This window comes from Rhodococcus sp. PvP016 (assembly GCF_017832185.1).
GTDB lineage: Bacteria > Actinomycetota > Actinomycetes > Mycobacteriales > Mycobacteriaceae > Rhodococcoides.
On record NZ_JAFIBH010000001.1, the window covers coordinates 1,261,028 to 1,280,074 of the forward strand.

Annotated in this window: 18 protein-coding genes; 9 read left to right on the forward strand and 9 right to left on the reverse strand. The window is 69.4% G+C overall.

The genetic code is table 11. From position 1 onward, the window contains the following. Nucleotides 1–4: 4 nt before the first annotated feature. From ispF to JOE30_RS05900, 5 genes are all read left to right on the forward strand, one after another. Entirely contained in the window at nucleotides 5–517 is a 513-nt protein-coding gene (ispF, locus tag JOE30_RS05880; RefSeq protein WP_204869763.1) for a 2-C-methyl-D-erythritol 2,4-cyclodiphosphate synthase, read from the forward strand. A gap of 11 nt (nucleotides 518–528) precedes the next feature. Next, entirely contained in the window at nucleotides 529–1,935 is a 1,407-nt protein-coding gene (cysS, locus tag JOE30_RS05885; RefSeq protein WP_204869764.1) for a cysteine--tRNA ligase, read from the forward strand. Then, the gene (gene rlmB / locus JOE30_RS05890; protein ID WP_027506446.1) at nucleotides 1,935–2,891 is read left to right on the forward strand and encodes a 23S rRNA (guanosine(2251)-2'-O)-methyltransferase RlmB; all 957 of its coding nucleotides are present in this window, start codon (nucleotides 1,935–1,937) and stop codon (nucleotides 2,889–2,891) included. Before cysS ends, rlmB begins: the two co-directional genes overlap by 1 nt. A 154-nt stretch (nucleotides 2,892–3,045) precedes the next feature. Continuing rightward, nucleotides 3,046–3,594, forward strand: coding sequence for a dihydrofolate reductase family protein (locus JOE30_RS05895; RefSeq protein ID WP_204869765.1), 549 nt, complete (start codon nucleotides 3,046–3,048; stop codon nucleotides 3,592–3,594). A gap of 19 nt (nucleotides 3,595–3,613) precedes the next feature. After that, nucleotides 3,614–4,450, forward strand: a complete 837-nt coding sequence (locus JOE30_RS05900; protein ID WP_204869766.1) for a DUF4436 family protein — start codon at nucleotides 3,614–3,616, stop codon at nucleotides 4,448–4,450. On the opposite strand, the gene JOE30_RS05905 is transcribed toward JOE30_RS05900, so the two are convergent. The 6 genes from JOE30_RS05905 to JOE30_RS05930 are packed head-to-tail and all read right to left on the reverse strand — an operon-like array spanning nucleotide 4,422 to nucleotide 9,248. Continuing rightward, a complete protein-coding gene (locus JOE30_RS05905; RefSeq protein WP_204869767.1) occupies nucleotides 4,422–5,285 on the reverse strand; it encodes a biotin-dependent carboxyltransferase family protein in 864 nt (287 codons plus the stop codon). The two genes, JOE30_RS05900 and JOE30_RS05905, sit on opposite strands and share 29 nt — an antisense overlap. Nucleotides 5,286–5,298: 13 nt before the next feature. Beyond that, entirely contained in the window at nucleotides 5,299–5,895 is a 597-nt protein-coding gene (locus JOE30_RS05910; RefSeq protein WP_204869768.1) for an allophanate hydrolase subunit 1, read from the reverse strand. Beyond that, nucleotides 5,892–6,647 carry a LamB/YcsF family protein gene (locus JOE30_RS05915; protein ID WP_204869769.1) on the reverse strand — a complete coding sequence of 252 codons (756 nt, stop codon included), beginning with the start codon at nucleotides 6,645–6,647 and terminating at the stop codon, nucleotides 5,892–5,894. The genes JOE30_RS05910 and JOE30_RS05915 overlap by 4 nt, the downstream gene beginning before the upstream one ends. Nucleotides 6,648–6,664: 17 nt before the next feature. Next, on the reverse strand, nucleotides 6,665–7,534 hold the full coding sequence (locus tag JOE30_RS05920; RefSeq protein WP_204869770.1) for a metal ABC transporter permease: 870 nt from the start codon (nucleotides 7,532–7,534) through the stop codon (nucleotides 6,665–6,667). Nucleotides 7,535–7,536: 2 nt separating this feature from the next. Continuing rightward, a complete protein-coding gene (locus tag JOE30_RS05925; RefSeq protein WP_204869771.1) occupies nucleotides 7,537–8,340 on the reverse strand; it encodes a metal ABC transporter ATP-binding protein in 804 nt (267 codons plus the stop codon). Further along, nucleotides 8,337–9,248: a metal ABC transporter solute-binding protein, Zn/Mn family gene (locus JOE30_RS05930; protein ID WP_204870814.1), complete on the reverse strand. Its 912-nt coding sequence runs from the start codon at nucleotides 9,246–9,248 to the stop codon at nucleotides 8,337–8,339. The genes JOE30_RS05925 and JOE30_RS05930 overlap by 4 nt, the downstream gene beginning before the upstream one ends. A gap of 182 nt (nucleotides 9,249–9,430) precedes the next feature. On the opposite strand from JOE30_RS05930, the gene JOE30_RS05935 reads away from it, so the two are divergent. Then, nucleotides 9,431–10,519, forward strand: coding sequence for a LacI family DNA-binding transcriptional regulator (locus tag JOE30_RS05935; RefSeq protein WP_204869772.1), 1,089 nt, complete (start codon nucleotides 9,431–9,433; stop codon nucleotides 10,517–10,519). On the opposite strand, the gene otsB is transcribed toward JOE30_RS05935, so the two are convergent. Then, nucleotides 10,516–13,068, reverse strand: a complete 2,553-nt coding sequence (gene otsB / locus JOE30_RS05940) for a trehalose-phosphatase (protein ID WP_204869773.1) — start codon at nucleotides 13,066–13,068, stop codon at nucleotides 10,516–10,518. The genes JOE30_RS05935 and otsB overlap by 4 nt on opposite strands. A 232-nt stretch (nucleotides 13,069–13,300) precedes the next feature. On the opposite strand from otsB, the gene JOE30_RS05945 reads away from it, so the two are divergent. Both JOE30_RS05945 and JOE30_RS05950 read left to right on the forward strand, forming a co-directional pair. After that, nucleotides 13,301–13,594 (forward strand): WhiB family transcriptional regulator, encoded by a 294-nt coding sequence (locus JOE30_RS05945; RefSeq protein ID WP_204869774.1) that lies wholly within the window; start codon nucleotides 13,301–13,303, stop codon nucleotides 13,592–13,594. Nucleotides 13,595–13,724: 130 nt separating this feature from the next. Continuing rightward, nucleotides 13,725–13,982 (forward strand): DUF2277 domain-containing protein, encoded by a 258-nt coding sequence (locus tag JOE30_RS05950; RefSeq protein WP_204869775.1) that lies wholly within the window; start codon nucleotides 13,725–13,727, stop codon nucleotides 13,980–13,982. Here the strand turns inward: JOE30_RS05950 and JOE30_RS05955 are convergent. Further along, a complete protein-coding gene (locus tag JOE30_RS05955) occupies nucleotides 13,976–15,142 on the reverse strand; it encodes a globin domain-containing protein (protein ID WP_204869776.1) in 1,167 nt (388 codons plus the stop codon). The two genes, JOE30_RS05950 and JOE30_RS05955, sit on opposite strands and share 7 nt — an antisense overlap. Before the next feature lie 204 nt (nucleotides 15,143–15,346). Between JOE30_RS05955 and clpB the strand changes: the two genes are divergently transcribed. Beyond that, nucleotides 15,347–17,893, forward strand: a complete 2,547-nt coding sequence (gene clpB / locus JOE30_RS05960; protein WP_204869777.1) for an ATP-dependent chaperone ClpB — start codon at nucleotides 15,347–15,349, stop codon at nucleotides 17,891–17,893. Here clpB and JOE30_RS05965 read toward each other — a convergent pair. Further along, nucleotides 17,797–19,035, reverse strand: coding sequence for a GTP-binding protein (locus JOE30_RS05965; protein ID WP_204869778.1), 1,239 nt, complete (start codon nucleotides 19,033–19,035; stop codon nucleotides 17,797–17,799). The two genes, clpB and JOE30_RS05965, sit on opposite strands and share 97 nt — an antisense overlap. Between the last annotated feature and the right edge of the window lie 12 nt (nucleotides 19,036–19,047).

A 19,047-nucleotide genomic window follows, 5' to 3' on the forward strand; every position in this document is an offset into this window, starting at 1 on the left:
GACCATGCGCGTAGGGATCGGTTCCGACGTCCACCCCATCGAGGTGGGGCGTGAGTGCTGGATCGCCGGACTGTTGTTCGAGGACGCCGACGGCTGCGCCGGGCACTCCGACGGCGACGTCGCGGCGCACGCGCTCTGCGACGCGCTGCTGTCCGCGGCCGGTCTGGGAGACCTGGGCTCGGTGTTCGGTACGGGTCGCCCCGAATGGGACGGTGTCAGCGGCGCCACCATGCTCATGCACGTCCGCGAGCTGCTCGCGCAGCACTCGATGCGCGTGGGCAACGCCGCGGTCCAGATCATCGGCAACCGTCCGCGCGTCGGTCCACGTCGGGTGGAGGCGCAGACACTGCTCACGAACATCCTGGGGGCGCCCGTCTCCGTCTCGGCCACGACGACCGACGGGCTGGGTCTGACCGGGCGCGGCGAGGGTGTGGCCGCGATCGCCACCGCTCTCGTGCTGGAGAGCGCAGTCCCGGACGACGGTCACCTGGTACAGGGCGAGTCGAATCCCCGGTAGGATCGGCCGTCGTGACCCTGCGATTCTACGACACCGCGACCAGGGCCGTGCGTGAGTTCACTCCGCTGGCCCCCGGACACGCCTCGGTGTATCTGTGCGGGGCCACGGTCCAGGGGCATCCCCACATCGGTCACGTGCGCAGCGGCGTCGCGTTCGACGTTCTCCGACGGTGGTTGACGGCCGCCGGTTACGACGTCGCCTTCGTCCGCAACGTCACCGACATCGACGACAAGATCCTGAACAAGGCCGCCGACGCCGGCCGTCCGTGGTGGGAGTGGGCGGCGACGTACGAGCGATCCTTCACCGCGGCCTACGACGCGCTCGGTGTGCTTCCCCCGTCGGCCGAACCGCGCGCCACGGGTCACATCACGCAGATGGTCGAGCTGATCGGTCGGTTGATCGACGCTGGCCACGCGTACGCGGCCGCCGGCGACGTCTACTTCGACGTGCGGAGCTGGGGCGAGTACGGCGCTCTGTCCGGGCACAGGCTCGACGACGTCCACCAGGGTGAGAGCGTCGCTGCGGGCAAGCGCGATCCGCGCGACTTCACGCTGTGGAAGACGGCCAAGCCCGGCGAGCCGTCGTGGCCCACCCCGTGGGGACCCGGCCGGCCCGGGTGGCACATCGAGTGCTCCGCGATGGCGGAGACCTACCTCGGGTCCGCGTTCGACATCCATTGTGGTGGACTGGATCTGGTGTTCCCGCACCACGAGAACGAGCTGGCCCAGTCCCGCGCTGCGGGAGACGGTTTCGCGCAGTACTGGCTGCACAACGGCTGGGTCACCATGAGTGGCGAGAAGATGTCGAAATCGCTCGGCAACGTCGTCTCCGTCCCGGCGATGCTCGAAACCGTGCGTCCGCAGGAACTGCGCTACTACCTCGGCAGCGCGCACTACCGGTCGATGCTCGAATACTCCGCCGAGGCACTGCAGGAAGCGGCATCGGCGTACCGGAGCATCGAGGCGTTCGTGACGAAGACCGCGGAGCGCGCGGGCGAGGTACCGATCGGTACCTGGACGCCCGCGTTCGCCGAGGCCCTCGACGACGATCTCTCGGTGCCCAAGGCGCTCGCCGAGATCCACGGACTCCGCCGCGAGGGCAACAGTGCGTTGGCTGCGGGGGAGCTGGACAAGGCCGTCGAGGCCGCGTCGTCCGTCCGCGCCATGACGTCGATCCTCGGCGTAGATCCTCTCGATCCGCACTGGGCGTCCGGCTCGGCCGACGCGTCGGCGGAACGGGCGGCGCTCGATCTGCTCATCGCGGACGATCTCGAGCTGCGCAGCGCCGCCAAGGCAGGCAAGGACTGGCCGACGGCCGACCGTATTCGTGACCGCCTCGCCCGCGCGGGCGTGGAGGTCACCGACACCCCGAACGGCCCGGAATGGTCGATCGCACAGCCGGAAGGTACGGAGAAGTAATGGCAGGCAATTCGAGTCGACGCGGAGCGGTGCGCAAGACCGGCACCAAGAAGGGCCAGACTGTCGGGTCCGGCGGCAAGCGCAGCAAGGGCCTCGAGGGCCGCGGCGCGACCCCGCCCGCGGCCGAGCGCACCAAGCACGCACGGCGCGCACGGCCGACCAGCCGGGACGCGTCCGGCTCGGGTCGCGGACGCCCGCCGGTCCGCAAGACCGAGGACGGTCCGGAGAACGTGCTGGGCCGCAACCCGGTCCTGGAGTGCCTGCGCGCCGGTGTGCCGGCGACGGCGCTGTACGTCGCGTCGGGTACCGAGGCCGACGATCGGCTCAAGGAGAGCGTCCAGATCGCCGCGGACAAGGGCATCTCGATCCTGGAGGTCTCCCGCACCGATCTCGACCGGATGAGCGCCAACGGCATGCATCAGGGCATCGCGCTCCAGGTGCCGCCGTACCGGTACGCCCATCCCGACGATCTCCTCTCGCAGGCGCGCCAGCGTCAGGAGCCGCCGCTGCTGGTCGCTCTCGACAACATCACCGACCCCCGCAACCTCGGTGCCGTCGTCCGGTCGGTCGCAGCATTCGGTGGACACGGCGTGGTCATCCCGCAGCGACGCAGCGCGAGTGTCACGGCCGTCGCGTGGCGCACCAGTGCCGGCGCGGCAGCGCGTCTCCCCGTCGCCCGTGCGACCAATCTGACTCGGACGCTGAAGGACTGGGCCGACAAGGGCGTCATGGTCGTCGGTCTCGACGCCGACGGCGACACCTCGCTGGACGACTTCGACGGCACCGGGCCGATCGTGGTGGTCGTCGGGTCCGAGGGCAAGGGTCTGTCCCGCCTCGTCCGCGACAACTGCGACAGCATCCTGTCGATCCCCATGGCCGGTCCGGTGGAGTCGCTCAACGCGTCCGTCGCAGCGGGTGTCGTGCTCGCGGGCATCGCGCGGCAGCGCCGGGGCTGATCCGACTCAGCGGACGCGGGTGGGGGATGCGCACACCCCTTGCCTGAACCGCACACCCTCTGCAGCCGGCGGTGAAGGGTGTGCGCTCACCGGATAGGGTGTGCACACACTCCGCAGCGCGATCGGTGTCGGTGGTCGGGTGCAGAATGGCCCCGTGACCAGGACCACCTACTTCACGGCCAGCACCCTCGACGGCTACCTCGCCGACGAGAACGACTCTCTCGAGTGGCTCTTCCGTCAGGACATCGACGAGCACGGCCCGATGAACTACGGCGACTTCATCGCGGACATCGGCGCGATCGTCATGGGCGCCACGACCTACGCCTGGGTCCTCGACCACAACGAGTCGACCGGGGAGGCGTGGTCGTACGACATGCCGGCGTGGGTGGTGACCCATCGAGACGTCGCGGCCTCCGAGCACGACGTACGATTCGCCGCCGGGGACGTGGCGGACCTGTGGCCGGCGATCGAGGAGTCCGCCGGCGGCAAGGACGTCTGGATCGTGGGTGGCGGTGATCTGGCAGCGCAGTTCGCCGAGGCCGGCCACCTGGACCGGATCGTCGTCTCGATCGCACCGGTCACTCTCGGTGCCGGCAGGCCGCTGTTCCCGCGTCGGTTCGATCTCCGACTCGTGGACTTCGCGCGCAACGGCGCGTTTCTCTGCGCGGAGTACGACGTGCTGGAACCGCACGCGCAGACCTGAGTCCTGTCATCATCTGTCCATGACAGCGGCGGGTCGCAGAGTGCGCGGTGTGGTCCTGGTGGTCGTGGTGGTGGCCGCGTACGTCGCGGTGGTGCTCACCTACGCGCTGGGGAGCCCGCCCGACGGCCCCGACCTGCGTGAGGCAGCACCTGACGCCGCGCTCGTCTACCTCGACGTGGACACCGTGTCCGGTGAGAACTTCTCTCTCGACGCCCGCGTGTCCGTGTATCCGGGGGCCGAGCTGACCGACGCCGACGGCAACCTGGTGGACGACCTGATCGTCGACGTCACCCCGACCGCGAGCGCCGGCACGTTGACGTTCCCCAGCGGCACCCGTGTGGGCCCGCTCCCGGTCTCCCTGTACGCGGACGGCGACATCCGGCGATGGCCGTTCGACACCTACGACGCGTCGTCGATCCAGGTGCGAGTGTTCTCGAATGCGTCCACCGGACGAGTGGCCGTGCCGTCGGAGATCGTGGTGACGGACTCCCTCACGTCGTGGAGTGTCGAGGCCGTCGACATCGACGCGTCGTCGGCGCAGGCCTTCGACATCAGGGTCTCCCGCACGGTCGGAACCACCATCTTCGACCTCGCGATCTGTGTCGTGCTCGTCGTCCTGCCGTTGTGCACGCTGTTCGTGTCGATCCAGACGCTGCGCCGCCGAAAGCAGTTCCTGCCGCCGATCATGACGTGGTTCGCGGTGACGCTCTTCGCGGTGCTCCCCATCCGCAACCTGTTCCCCGGCGCCCCGCCGATCGGGTCGTGGGTCGACTACACCGTGGTGCTGTGGGTGGTGGCGGGTCTGGTGACGGCGATGGTGTTCTACGTCATCGCGTGGTGGCGCTTCGGGCCGTGAACCGGATCTCCTCTCCGGGAACGCATTGCGCCGCGGATCCGAGATCCGCCGACGCCACGACGGCGATCACCGGGTAGCCGCCGGTCACCGGATGGTCGACGAGGAACAGCACGGGCATTCCCGACGGCGGCACCTGGAGTGCGCCGGTCACCATGCCTTCGCTCGGGAGTTCGTCGTCGCGCGATCGTGACAGTGGCTCGGCGCCCTCGAGTCTCATGCCGACGCGGTCGGAATCCGTCCCCACCGTCCAGGATCGGGCGAGCAGCAGGTCGAGCGCGTCGTCGGTGAACCGGTCCGCGCGCGGGCCGGGAATCACCCGCAGGGTCGTACGGTGCTCGAACGGAAAAGGATTCATGTCCGCCCGAGGCCAGTCCTCGGCGTCGTGACCGATCGGCAGCAGGGCGCCGGGCGCCACTCGCTCGGGTCCGATGCCGGACAGGGAATCGGTCGATCGGCTCCCCAGAACCGGGGGCACGTCGATGCCGCCGCGGACGGCGACGTACGTGCGCAGTCCCACCGGTGCCCAGTCGAGGCGGATCTCGGCGCCCGACGGCACCACGACGACGGCGCCGTGCCCCTGCGGTACGCCGTCCACCGTGAACGGGGCCGGAGCCCCCGTCACTGCCAGGACCACCTCGGTGCGTGCGCGCACCACCAGTCCGCCGAGCGTCACCTCGAGTGTCGCGGCGTCGATCGTGTTCCCCACCAACCGATTCGCCGCGTCGTGCGACCGCCGGTCGGCTGCTCCGGACGTGCCGACGCCGAGCGAGGACCACCCGGTGCGGCCGCGGTCCTGCACAGTCGTCAGCGGCCCAGTTGCCACTACCTCGAGCATCAGGTCACCGCGCTCATGACGAGACCGCGCGGAACTGCACGCGCGTGCCGGGCGCGAGCAGCGCGGGATCGTCCCGGTTCACGTCCCACAGCGCCGCGCCGGTGGTGCCGATGATCTGCCACCCGCCGGGTGACGAGGTCGGGTACACCCCGGTGTACTCGCCGGCCAGCGCCACGGATCCCGCCGGCACCGAGGTGCGCGGATCGGTGCGGCGCGGTATCGACAACGGATCGGATCCGACCAGGTACGCGAAGCCGGGGGAGAAGCCGCAGAACGCGGCGGTCCACACCTGACCGGTGTGCACGGCGACGATGTCCAGTCCTGTTGTCGCGCACACCTCGTCGAGATCGGGGCCGTCGTATCGGACGTCGATCGTGATCGTCTCACCGGCGCGGTCGAGTACCTCCGCCGGCGGCGTCTCGCGGAGCCACGCCGACACCCGTGAGGGTTCCGCGTCCTCGGTGAGCATCACCAGCACGGTGGCGGCGGCGGGGATCATCTCGGCGATTCCGGGGTGCCCGACGGCCCACCCGGCGTGGTGCGCCGCGACCGCACGGACGTCGTCGAGATCGACCAGCAGGGCGCGGTCGCCCGCCGCGACGATCCTCACGACACGAACGGGGTCAGGGTCACGCCGTTGCGCGACAACGCCGCACGCACGGCCAGGGCCATGTCCACGGCAGCGGGGGTGTCGCCGTGCAGGCACACCGAGTCGGCGTCGACCGGCACCGTCACTCCGTCGACGGAGTCCACCACGCCCTCGGTGACCATCCGCAGCACACGCTGCGCCACCGCGTCGACGTCGGACAGGACCGCGCCGTTCTCCCGTCGCGAGACCAGGGTTCCCGCCGAGGTGTACCCGCGGTCGGCGAACGCCTCGGTGACGGTCCGGAGGCCCGCCCGCGCGGCGATCTCGAGAAACGCCGAGCCGGGCAGCCCGAGCACCGGGAGCGATGCGTCGTACGCCACCACGGCGTCGACGACGGCACGGGCCTGCACCTCGTGGTGCACGATCGTGTTGTACAGCGCACCATGTGGTTTGACGTAGCGCACGCGTCCGCCGACTGAGCGGGCCAGGCCGTCGAGTGCCCCGATCTGGTAGATCACGTCGGCGCGCAGGTCCTCCGCGGTGATGTCGAGGAAGCGCCTGCCGAAGCCCACGAGGTCTCGGTATCCCACCTGGGCACCGATGCGCACGTCGGACCGGACGGCGTCGGCACACGTCCGCAGCAGCGTGGCCGGATCACCCGCATGGAAGCCGCACGCGATGTTCGCGCTGGTGACCACACGCAGCATCGCCGCGTCGTCACCGAGCGTCCAGGTGCCGAAGCCCTCGCCGAGATCGGAGTTCAGATCGACCATTCACAAGAGCGTAACGGTCAGGCGTGGACGACGGCGCGGGCCGGTGTGCGTCGACCGATCGCCCGGCAGACGAGGTAGATGACGAACGAGATGGTGGTGACGAAGGTCGAGACCGGCACTCCGGGAGCGAGCGAGAGCAGGATGCCGCCCACGGCCGCGACCTCGGCGAAGAGAATGGACAGCCACGTCGCCGTGACGGGGTTGGCCGTGACCCGAGACGCCGCTGCCGCGGGCGTGATGAGAAGCGAGAGCACCAGCAGGGCGCCGACGATCTGGACGCCCAGCGCACACGCGACACCGACGAGGATCGCGAACACGATGGACAGCAGTCGCATCGGTACGCCGCGCGCCTCGGCGCCCTCGGGATCGGTACTGGCGAACAGCAGGGGCCGGTAGACCACGAAGAGTACGACGATGACGACGAGCGCCACCGTGAGCAGGAGGCCGAGTCCGGTGCTGCCCACACCGACGATCTGCCCGACCAGCAGCGAGAAGCTGGTGCCGGTGCGGCCGGGATATGCCCACAGGAACAGCACCGACAGGCCCAGCCCGAAGCTCATGATGACGCCGATGACGGAGTCGCGTTCGCGCGCACGTCGGCCCAGCAGGGCGAACAGGACGGCTGCGATGACGGATCCCAGGATGGCACCGACCCCGACGGCCAACCCCACCAGCAGCGCCGCGGACGCACCGGTGAGGGACAGCTCGGAGGAGCCGTGGACGGCGAACGACCACTGTCGACTGACGATGAGGGGACCGAGCGCCCCGGCGAGCACACCGAGGATCGCCGCGGCGATGAGCGCCTGCTGCACGAAGTCGTAGGTGAGGAGATCGGCCGTCGTACCGAAGTCGAATGCCTTGCTCAGGGCGTCGAGAACCTTGTCCATGCCTACTCCGACTCGTCCACGTGGTGTATTCCGCCGGCACTCCCCAGGGCGTCCATGGCGTCTCCGGTACCGACGACCACCAGCCGCCCGCGGACGCGCAGGACCTCGACGTCGGTGTCGTACAGCTCGGAGAGCACCTCGGAGGTCATCACCTCCTCGGTGGTGCCGATGCGGAACTTGCCGTCGACGAGGTAGACCACCCGGTCGACGATCGGCAGGATCGGGTTGAGCTCGTGCGTCACGAACACCACCGAGGTGCCGTGCGAGCGCCGACGCTGGTCGATCAGGTGCGCGACGATCTGCTGGTTGGCGAGGTCGAGGCTCAGCAACGGTTCGTCGCAGAGCAGTACGTCCGGATCGCCGACCAGTGCCTGCGCGACGCGCAGCCGCTGCTGCTCGCCGCCGCTCATCTGCCCCAGGGGCGCGTCGGCGAAGGCCTCCGCACCGACGGAGGCGACGGCGGTGTCCACCGCGTCGCGACGGGCGTGGCGCCCACGGAAGCCGATGCCCCAGCGGTGTCCGTCCCACCCGAGGCCGACGAAGTCGCGCCCGCGCAGCGGGACGCCCTCGTCGATGGCCTTCTGTTGAGGGATGTAGCCGACGGAGGATCGACCGCCGGCGATGGTCGCGGTGCCGGCGGTGAGGTGGGCCTGCTCGAGCAGCACCTTGAGGAGCGACGTCTTACCGGAGCCGTTCGGGCCCAGCACGGCGACGAACTCACCCGGTGCGACCTCGAGGTCGAGATCGGACCACAGCACCCGATCGCCGTAGGCGAGGGTGGCTCCGGTCAGTCGAACAGCGGTCACACGACCCCCAGCGCGTCGGCGAGATCCTGCGCCGCCGTGCGCTGCCAGGAGATGTAGTCCTGCCCTGCGGGCAGGGTCTCGGTGACCTCGACGACGCGGGTTCCGTTCTCCTCGGCGATGCGGCGCACGTCCTCGGTCACGGCGTCCTCCGTCTGGACGTTGTAGACGAGCACGTCGACGCTCTTGCCGGTGAACAGGTCACGCGTCGCGGCGACGGCGGCGGGCGAGGGATCGTTGCCCTCCTCGATCGCGTCCTCGAAGTCCTCGGGGGTCTTGTCGTCCACCCCGGCTCCTTCCAGCAGGTAGTGCGCGATCGGCTCCGTCTGCGCGACGGGTGCGCCCGGCTTCTGCTGGGCGATGCGATCCGTGATGTCGGTGATCTCGTGGATGTCGTCGTGGAACGCCGCGGCGTTCTCGGTGTAGTAGGCCGCGTTGTCGGGGTCGACCTTACCGAGTTCGGTGGCGATCGCCTCGGCGGTGGCCGCCGCGATCTCCGGGTCGTACCAGACATGCTCGTTGGTCTCGCCCGAATGGTCGTGGGCACCCGCCTCGTCGGCATGGTCGGCGTCGTCCGCGTGCCCCTCGAGCAGCGAGTACGCGTCCACACTGGGCACGTCGCCCGCGGAGCCGAGCACGTCGTCGACGAACTCGTCGTAGCCGCCGCCGTTGTACACGACGAGGGAGGCTTCGGACAGGGCTGCCGCGTCGCCGGGACTGGCCTCGTAGGAATGCGGGTCCGCGGACGGATCCGAGATGATCGCCGTGACGTCCGCGCGGTCGCCGACGACGGCCTCGGCGACCGAACCCCAGACGTTGGTCGACGCGACGACGGTGGGGCGACCGGACTCGGCCGTCGCGGTGTCGTCGGAGCTGCATCCCACCAGGGCGGTCGCGGTCAGGGCGGTCATACCCAGGGCGGTGACGAGCGTGCGGAGGGGAATTCGGGCGGGTGCGTACACGAGGGGTGCTCCTGGGTCGGTCGAACGTTATCGTTAATGGAAACCGTTGTCGTGACCTTACCGCTCCGCCACCCCGATGCGAAACCGTGCCGGAGCCGACGTGCGCGACCCCGACCGGATACCGTCTCTTCATGGCGAGGTCGACGGAACCGCGACGGATGGCCACGCTCGCGTCGCTGGCCGCCGAACTGAACGTCTCGCGCACCACCGTGTCCAACGCCTACAACCGCCCGGACCAGCTCTCACCCGAGATGCGGGAGCGTGTGCTCGACGCGGCCAGGGCCCGCGGCTATCCGGGGCCGGATCCGGTCGCCCGCTCGCTGCGCACCCGGCGCGCCGGTGCGGTGGGGCTCGTCCTCACCGAGGCACTCAGCTACTCGTTCTCCGATCCCGCCGCCGTGCAGTTCCTCACCGGCCTCGCCGAGTCGTGCGAGCGGGCCGGACGCGGTCTGCTGCTCATCCCCGCGGGGCCGGCCTCCACGCCGGAGGACGCCGCGGCCGTCGTGCAGCAGGCGGGGGTCGACGCGTTCGTCGTCTATTCGGTGTCCGACGACGATCCACACCTGACGGCGGTCCGTGACCGACATCTGCCGACGGTCGTGTGCGACCAGCCTCGGGACGCGGAGGACACGTCGCTCGTCGGGATCGACGACAGGGTGGCGATGCGGCGGATGGCAGAGGAGGTGCTCGCGCGAGGCCACACCCGCATCAGCGTGGTGTGCATGCGGTTGCGCCGCGACAGGCATGACGGACTCGTCGATCCGGAACGCCGGAGCGGCATCACCTTCCACGTCCAGCGCGAGCGTCTCGCCGGCATCCGCGACGCGATGATCGCGGCGGGCGTCGATCCCGACATCGTGATCGTCGAGCGCTTCGACCATACGCGGGAGGCCGGACGGTCGGCGGCCGCCGAGGCGCTCTCGGCGGCGCCGGACACCACTGCGCTGGTGTGCACGTCCGACGTGCTGGCTCTGGGCGCGCTCGATCACTGTGCCGCGCAGGGTGTCTCGGTGCCCGCACAGATGTCGGTCACCGGTTTCGACGGGGTCGACGAGGCGCGCCGTATCGGCCTGACGTCGGTCCAGCAGCCCGTCCTCGAGAAGGGCAGACTCGTCGGTGAGATCGTGCTGGGCGTCAGCCATTCCGGGGTGGACCGGACCGAGCACCTCCCGACGCATCTGCTCGCCGGGGTGACGCTCGGCCCGGTGCGGACCGGCTAGCGCGCGAGCAACTGGGCGCAGCGCAGCAGGCCGAGGTGGCTGTAGGCCTGCGGGTGGTTGCCCAGTGAGCGCTCCGCGACCGGGTCGTACTCCTCGCTCAGCAGACCCGTCGGGCCCGCGGCGGCGACGAGCTGGGTGAACAGCGCCTCGGCCGGAAGTCGTTGCCCGATCAGGAGATACGCCTCGACGAGCCAGGCCGCGCACAGGTGGAACCCGCCCTCGCCGCCGGGCAGGCCGTCATCGTGGTGGTAGCGGTACACCGTGGCGCCGCTGCGCAGCTCCGCCTCGGTCGCGGTGACCGTCGCCGCGAAGCGCGGGTCGCTCGGATCGATGAGACCGGACAGGCCGATGTGCAGGGTGGCCGCATCGAGATCGGTTCCGCCGTACGCGGCCGTGAAGGACTGCGCCTCGTCGCTCCAGCCCTTGTCGAGCACCTGGCGACGGATGACGTCACGCAACGTGCTCCAGCCGAGCTGCGCCTCGCGGCCGTACGCCTCGGCCAGGGTGATGGCGCGATCGACGGTGAGCCAGCACATCACCTTGGAGTAGACGTGGTGGCGCGGGTTGCCGCGGATCTCCCAGATGCCGTTGTCCGGCTCGGACCAGCGTCGCTCGACGGCGTCGACCATGGCGCACACCAGGTCCCAGTCCTGATCGGTGAGCACCTCGGCGTTCGCGGTGACGCCGCTCGCAGTGCGGGCGCGGGCCAGTGTCGCGATGAGGTCGACGATGGGTCCGAAGACGTCGAGCTGTACCTGCTGGTTGGCGGCGTTGCCCACCCGCACGGGGCGGGACCCCGCGTACCCGGGCAGGGCGTCGATGACGGCCTCGGGAGGCAGCGACTGCCCCCACAGCGTGTAGAGCGGGTGCAGGCGCTCCGGTCCGGGGACGGTCTCGAGCACGTCGTGCACCCAGTGCAGGTAGTTCTCCGCCTCGGAGAGCGAGCCCAGGGACACCAGCGCGGACGCCGTCAGGGCCGCGTCGCGCAGCCAGCAGTAGCGGTAGTCCCAGTTGCGGACACCGCCGATCTCCTCGGGCAGCGACGTCGTGGCCGCGGCCATGATCGACCCGGAGTCGGCGTGCACCAGGCCGCGCAGGGTGAGCGCGGACCGCTTCATCAGGTCGGGCTTGAGCTGGGGAAGGGTCAGCCCGGCCGCCCAGTCGTGCCAGTAGGACTCGGCCTCGGCGCGACGCTCCGACTCGGGCACCTCGGAGGGCCCCAGGTCCGATGTCCCGCAACGGAGCTCGAGGACGACGGGACCGGTGGACGGATCGATCTCCGCCCGTGCGGTCTCCTGGCCGTGCTCGCTGGTGACGGTCCAGGTGATGCCCGGCGCACGCAGCACCATCGGGTCGTTGGTGCCGAACACGCGCAGGCCGTCGCCCTCGGACTCGAGCCGGACGCGTGCCTGCCCGAACTCGGGGCGCGGCGCGAACGTGACCACGGCCTTCGCCTTGCCGGTGATCACGCGGGTGAAGTCGGTGCGATCGCTCGGCACGTCGTGGGCGAGGTAGTCGTCGACCTGCAGGCTGGCCCAGCGGGTCTGCACCGTCATGGTGCTGTCGATGTACTGCTGACTCAGGGGGAGCGACGGACGCAGCGGGCCGACGGTGAAGTGACCCGCCTCGTCGCCGCCGAGCAGGTGCGCGAAGACGGCGGCGGAGTCGGGTTCGGGGTGACACAGCCACGTGAGGCCGGCCTCGGGCGTCAGCAGGGCCACCGACCGTGGGCTCGCCATCATGGTGAGACGCTCGATGCGCGGGGCGTCCGCACCGGACAGCCAGGTGCGTCGCTCCTCCAACAGGAACGCGAGCGCCGCGGCCACCTGCTCGAGGGTGTCGACGCGGTAGCCGGCGAGCGAGTCGCCGTCGCCGACCTTGACGCCGATGTCCGGCCCGTGCAGCCGTCGGAACGCTTTCTCGTCGGTGACGTCGTCGCCGAAGAAGACGGCGGCGGAGGCGCCGCCCTGGTGCCGCAGGATGTCGAGGGCCTGGCCCTTGTCGGTCGCGATGACGGCGAGCTCGATCACGGACTTGCCCTCGGTGACCTGCACGCCGTCCCAGGTGGCGGCACCCGCACGGACCTCGTCGAGAGCGCGCTGTCCCGCCTCGGGGTCGGCGTTGCGCACGTGCAACGCGGCGCTGGCGGGCTTGGTCTCGACACTGATGTTCGCGCCGCGGGACGCGACCGTGCGGAGCTCGGCGACCACGCGCTCGAGCAGTGCCGTCGCCTCGCCGCCGAGCTCGGTGACGAAGCCGGCGTCGAACTCGGACCCGTGGCTGCCCACGAGCTGCACCTCGACGGGCAGACGGGAGAGGATCGCCAGGTCACGCAGCGCGCGCCCCGAGATCACGGCCGCCTGCGTGCCGGCCAGACCGGCGAGTGCGCGGAGTGCGCGGACGGACTCGGGTAACGGGAACGCCTTCTGCGGGTCGGAGACGAACGGCGCCATGGTGCCGTCGTAGTCGGAGGCGACCAACAGTCTCGGCACCCGCGCGACGCCGACGAGGGCGCGGCGAAGGTCGAGGGGGAGGTCCACAGCGCTCACAGCGCACGACCTGGACGGTGACCGGGGCTTCTCACTCGGTCAAACCTAGGCGACGGGGGCCCTGCTCGCCTCATCGGGGAGAGAGGTCCGCGGAGCGGCAGCGGGGGTGTCTGTGACTCGCGATGACGGGAAATCGTGTGTCACAACTATTCGCATTAACTTTTTGGACGATTGTTCGTAATGTAATACTGAGAGCGTGACGTCGCATACGAGGCGAACAACGAGGAGCGTCATGTCGAAGCCCGTCCAGTTACCCGAGCCGATTGCCACGACGTGGGAGTGGCAGTTGAACGGATTGTGCCGCGGTATGGATTCTGCCGTCTTCTTTCACCCGGAAGGTGAACGGGGACATAAGAGAACAGCCCGTGAGGAGCAGGCCAAACGGGTCTGCGAACAGTGCCCCGTGCTCGTGCGGTGCCGTGATTACGCGGTGGCCGCCGGTGAACCGTACGGCGTCTGGGGTGGTTTGTCGGCGCCCGAGCGGATGATGGGAAATGCGCTTTCCGATCAGCGCGCAATCGGTTGAACGAATGAATTCACGGTGATCGAAAACTGCATGAAACTTGAATTGGTGGTCATTATCCGACGCGGTGCCTGTACAGCGTAAAGCTCTTGGGGTGTTCCCCTCGGACGGGGCCCGGTCTACCGTGATTCGCATGTGCCGAAACATCACCGAACTGCGCGGCCTCGAGCCTGCGGCGACGGACGAGGAGATCGAGGCGGCCGCGCGTCAGTACGTGCGCAAGGTCAGCGGGCTCCGCACACTGTCGGACGCGAACCGGGACGCCTTCGAGACCGCCGTGGCCGAGGTCACCGCGTCGACCACCCGGTTGCTGAGTGTGCTTCCACCCCGCAAGCAGCCGCCGCAGACCGTGCCGCCGCTACGCCGCCTGGCGCACTCGCACCCTCACTGACCCAGGGGATCGTGCTGGACGTTCTGCATCGGCGTCCCCACCTTGCGCAGCGCGTACAGAGTGGTGCGCACCATCGACGGTGACCCGCACACCTGGATCTGCCGATCGGCCCACGATCCGAACCGGGTGACCACCTGCCCGAGCTTGCCCACCATGGTGTGGTTCATGCCCGGTGGGAACTCGCGTGCCGGACCGGGACGCCACCACGGCTCCTCGGGCTGCTCCACGACCGGCACGATGGTGAGCCACGGGTTGGTGCGCGCCAGGTTCCACAGTGTGTCCAGATCGTAGAGGTCGCTCGGGTACTCGCCGCCCACGAACAGATGCACCCGCGGATTACGGCTCCGCATCGCCATGTCCATCAGCTGCGCACGCAGGGGGGCGATGCCGGTGCCGCCCGCGATCATGAGCACGTCCTCGCTGCCCGGTGCGGTGTCCACGCTGAGTCCGCCCAGCGGCGGTCCGAGCAGCCAGCGGTCGCCCACCGTGGTCTCCGAGACGATGGCCGGACTCACCCAGCCGGCCGACACCCGCCGGACGTGGAACTCGATGCCGCGGTAGTCGTTGGGCGCGATCGCGGGGGAGAGGTACCGCCACATCCGCGGCCGCTGCGGGATCTGCACGCTGAGGTACTGGCCGGCAGCGAAGGGGATGTCGGCGTCCGTCTGCAGGCGCACGATCGCGAGATCGTCGAGCACGCGATGGTGCTCGACGACCGTCGCTCCCCAGTACGGCGGCAGGTCCTCGGTGTCGGCGCCGACGGCCATCGAGTTGCAGATCATCGACACCACTCGGCGCCACGCATCGTCGGTCTCGTCGGTCCAGACGTCCGGGTCCGCCGTGGTGCGTAACGCGTCGACCAGCGCGTTCTGGGCGGCGAGGAAGTGGGCGCCGGTCAAGCCGTGCTTGCGGTGGTCACGTCCGAGTTGATGCAGGAAGGGGAGGAACTCGCGGTCGTCGAGATGGCGGACGACGTGGTCGACGGCGCGCAGGAGGCGGTGTCGCTGCTGATCCATGGCGGCGGGGAAGAAGCCGCGGAAATCGGGGTACTCGGCGAAGAGCCGAGCGTAGAAGGCGCCGGCCACGGTGTCCGCGGCGTCGTCGGACAGCGCGGAGGCAACTCCGGCGCGCACTCGCGCCAGGGCCTGCGGGTCGAGCAATGGGCACCCCTCGATTGTGGGGACGGGTGTCGGGTTCGTGTGCGAGTGGTGTGTCCGAGAGTAGTGGTCGTGCGCGGTCACGGCCAGCGCGTAGGGCGGCGCCGTCCTGCGTGGCACCGCGTCAACAAACTTGAGCGGAATAGACTCAAGTCGGCTAAGGTTGTTCTCGTCGACACACCCGTTCGACCCGAAGGAAGGTGACCGGTGGACTCGTTCACTCCCACCACTAAGACCCAGGCAGCGTTGACCGCTGCACTGCAGTCGGCATCCGCAGCGGGCAACCCGGACATCCGGCCGGCTCACCTGCTCGTCGCACTGCTCGACCAGACGGACGGCATCGCCGCGCCGTTGCTGAAGGCTGTCGGCGTCGACCCGAGCGCGATCCGCTCGCAGGCGCAGACACTGGTGGACCGCATGCCGTCGGCCACCGGCTCCACCACCCAGCCGCAGCTCGGCCGTGACGCGCTGGCCGCGATCACCGCCGCTCAGCAGCTGGCCACGGAACTCGACGACGAGTACGTCTCCACCGAGCATCTGGTGGTCGGACTCTCGACGGGCGACTCCGACGTCGCGACGTTGCTCCAGAAGAACGGGGCGACACCGGCGGCGCTGCGCGAGGCGTTCACCACCGTGCGTGGCAGTGCCCGCGTCACGAGCCCGGACCCGGAGGCCACGTACCAGGCTCTGGAGAAGTACTCGACCGATCTCACCGAGGCCGCACGCACCGGCAAGCTCGATCCGGTCATCGGTCGTGACACCGAGATCCGCCGGGTGGTGCAGGTGCTCTCGCGCCGTACCAAGAACAACCCGGTGCTCATCGGTGAGCCCGGCGTCGGCAAGACCGCGATCGTCGAGGGCCTCGCGCAGCGCATCGTCGCCGGCGACGTCCCGGAGAGTCTGCGCGGCAAGACCGTCGTGTCGCTCGACCTGGGATCGATGGTGGCGGGCGCCAAGTACCGCGGTGAGTTCGAGGAGCGGCTCAAGGCAGTGCTCGACGACATCAAGAACTCGGCCGGCCAGGTCATCACGTTCATCGACGAGCTGCACACCATCGTCGGTGCGGGCGCGACGGGCGAGTCCGCCATGGACGCGGGCAACATGATCAAGCCGATGCTCGCGCGTGGTGAGCTGCGGTTGGTGGGCGCCACGACGCTCGACGAGTACCGCAAGTACATCGAGAAGGACGCCGCCCTCGAGCGCCGGTTCCAGCAGGTGCTGGTCGGTGAGCCGTCCGTGGACGACGCCGTCGGCATCCTGCGTGGACTCAAGGAGCGGTACGAGGTGCACCACGGTGTGCGCATCACCGACTCCGCGTTGGTCGCCGCCGCGACGTTGTCCGACCGCTACATCACGTCGAGGTTCCTGCCCGACAAAGCGATCGACCTCGTGGACGAGGCCGCGTCGCGTCTGCGCATGGAGATCGACTCGCGTCCGGTCGAGATCGACGAGATCGAGCGCGTCGTGCGCCGACTCGAGATCGAGGAGATGGCGCTGGCCAAGGAGACAGACGACGCGTCGAAGGCTCGTCTCGAGAAGCTGCGCGGAGAACTGGCCGACAGCAAGGAGAAGCTCGCCGAGCTCAGCACACGGTGGCAGAACGAGAAGAACGCCATCGACTCCGTCCGAGATCTCAAGGAGCAGTTGGAGTCTCTGCGCGGTGAGTCCGAGCGCGCCGAGCGCGACGGTGATCTGGGCAAGGCCGCCGAACTGCGCTACGGACGCATCCCGTCGCTCGAGAAGGAACTCGCGGAGAAGACCGCGGCCTCCGTCCCGCAGGGCGACGTGATGCTGAAGGAGGAGGTCGGCCCGGACGACGTCGCCGACGTGGTCGCGGCGTGGACCGGTATCCCCGCCGGCCGGATGCTCGAGGGCGAGACGGCGAAGCTCCTCCGCATGGAGGACGAGCTGGGCAAGCGCGTGGTGGGGCAGGACGACGCGGTCCAGGCCGTGTCCGACGCGGTGCGTCGGGCTCGTGCCGGGGTGTCCGATCCGAATCGGCCCACCGGGTCGTTCCTGTTCCTCGGACCCACGGGCGTCGGCAAGACGGAACTCGCCAAGTCGTTGGCAGACTTCCTGTTCGACGACGAGCGCGCCATGATCCGTATCGACATGAGCGAGTACAGCGAGAAGCACTCGGTGGCTCGACTGGTCGGTGCCCCGCCCGGATACGTCGGGTACGAGGCCGGTGGTCAGCTCACCGAGGCCGTGCGTCGTCGGCCGTACACGGTGGTGCTGTTCGACGAGGTCGAGAAGGCGCACCCGGACGTGTTCGACATCCTGCTCGCCGTGCTCGACGAGGGCCGTCTGACCGACGGCCAGGGCCGGACGGTGGACTTCCGCAACACGATCCTGACCCTCACCTCGAACCTCGGTGCGGGTGGCGACAGAGACCATGTCATGGCGGCGGTACGCAGCGCGTTCAAGCCCGAATTCGTCAACAGGCTGGACGACGTGGTCGTCTTCGACCCGCTGAGCGAGGAGCAGTTGGAGTCGATCGTCGACATCCAGCTCGAGCAGCTGCAGCGTCGCTTGTCGGCACGCAGGCTGACGCTCGACGTCACCCCGTCCGCTCGGTTCTGGCTGGCCGTCCGTGGATACGACGCGCAGTACGGCGCGCGTCCGCTGCGTCGGCTCATCCAGCAGGCCATCGGCGATCAGTTGGCCAAGCTGTTGCTGGCGGGCGAGGTCGTCGACGGTGACACGGTCACGGTCGACACGTCGGAGGACGGCGCGACGCTCGTGCTGAGCTGAGACGTCCACGTGGGCAGCGGGTCCGGATAGCCTCTCCAGGCGTCCGGGCCCGCTGCCGTCTCCGCGTCCGTCAGGAGCGCGGTGTCGAGAAGATCGCGGATCAGGTGTGCGCGCAGTCGGACCCCGATGATCACGATCTCCTGCCCCGCCGGAACCTCGATCTCCCGCCAGGGCTGCGCGCCGTCGATGGTGAGTGTCGGACCCGCCTGTGACCACACCGCAGCCTGGTCGGGTCGCGAGGCGATCCAGCAGAAACCCTTGCTGCGCAGCACACCCTGCAACCGGTCGAGTATCCGGTCCAACCGCGCCGGGTGAAACGGGCGATCAGCGGTGTAGACGAAGCTCGAGATGCCGAACTCCTCGGTCTCCGGCACGTGTGTGCCGATCAGCTCGTCGTCCCATCCCGGTGCGTGCAGCGCGGCGTCGGGATCGTAGAGGCCGGTGTCGAGAATGCGGGCGAGGTCGACGACTCCCTTCACCGTGCGCACCACCTCGGCACGTGGATTCAGCCGTCGCACAGCGGTTTCGGTGGCTCCGGCGAGCGCGTCGGACACCAGATCCGTCTTGCTGACGAGGACGACGTCGGCGAACTCCACCTGGTCCACCAGAAGGTCCGAGATGGATCGTTCGTCACCCTCGGCGACATCGAGGTCACGCTCGTCGAGCGTGTCCCCTCGGGAGATCTCGGTGAGGAAGGTCGTCGCGTCCACGACCGTCACCATCGTGTCCAGTCGGGCCAGGGTGCCGAGGCTGACGGGGGAGTCGCGGTCGGCACCGTCGAAGATCCAGTCGAACGATGCCGCGACGGGCATGGGCTCCGAGACGCCGGTCGATTCGATCAGCAGGTAGTCGATGTCGCCTGCCGACGCCAGCGTGCCCACGGCCTCGATGAGGTCGTCGCGGAGCGTGCAGCAGATGCAGCCGTTGGTGAGTTCGACGAGCCGCTCCTCGGTGCGCACCAGCGTGGTCGACCCGGTGACCGATCCGTCGATGAGCCTCGCGTCGATGTTGATCTCGCTCATGTCGTTGACGATCACCGCGACCCTGAGGCCCTGCCGGTTCGCGAGCACGTGTTCCAGGACGGTGGTCTTGCCGGCGCCGAGGAAGCCGGACAGGACGGTGACGGGGAGCAGAGGGGCCATGCAGTAATGATA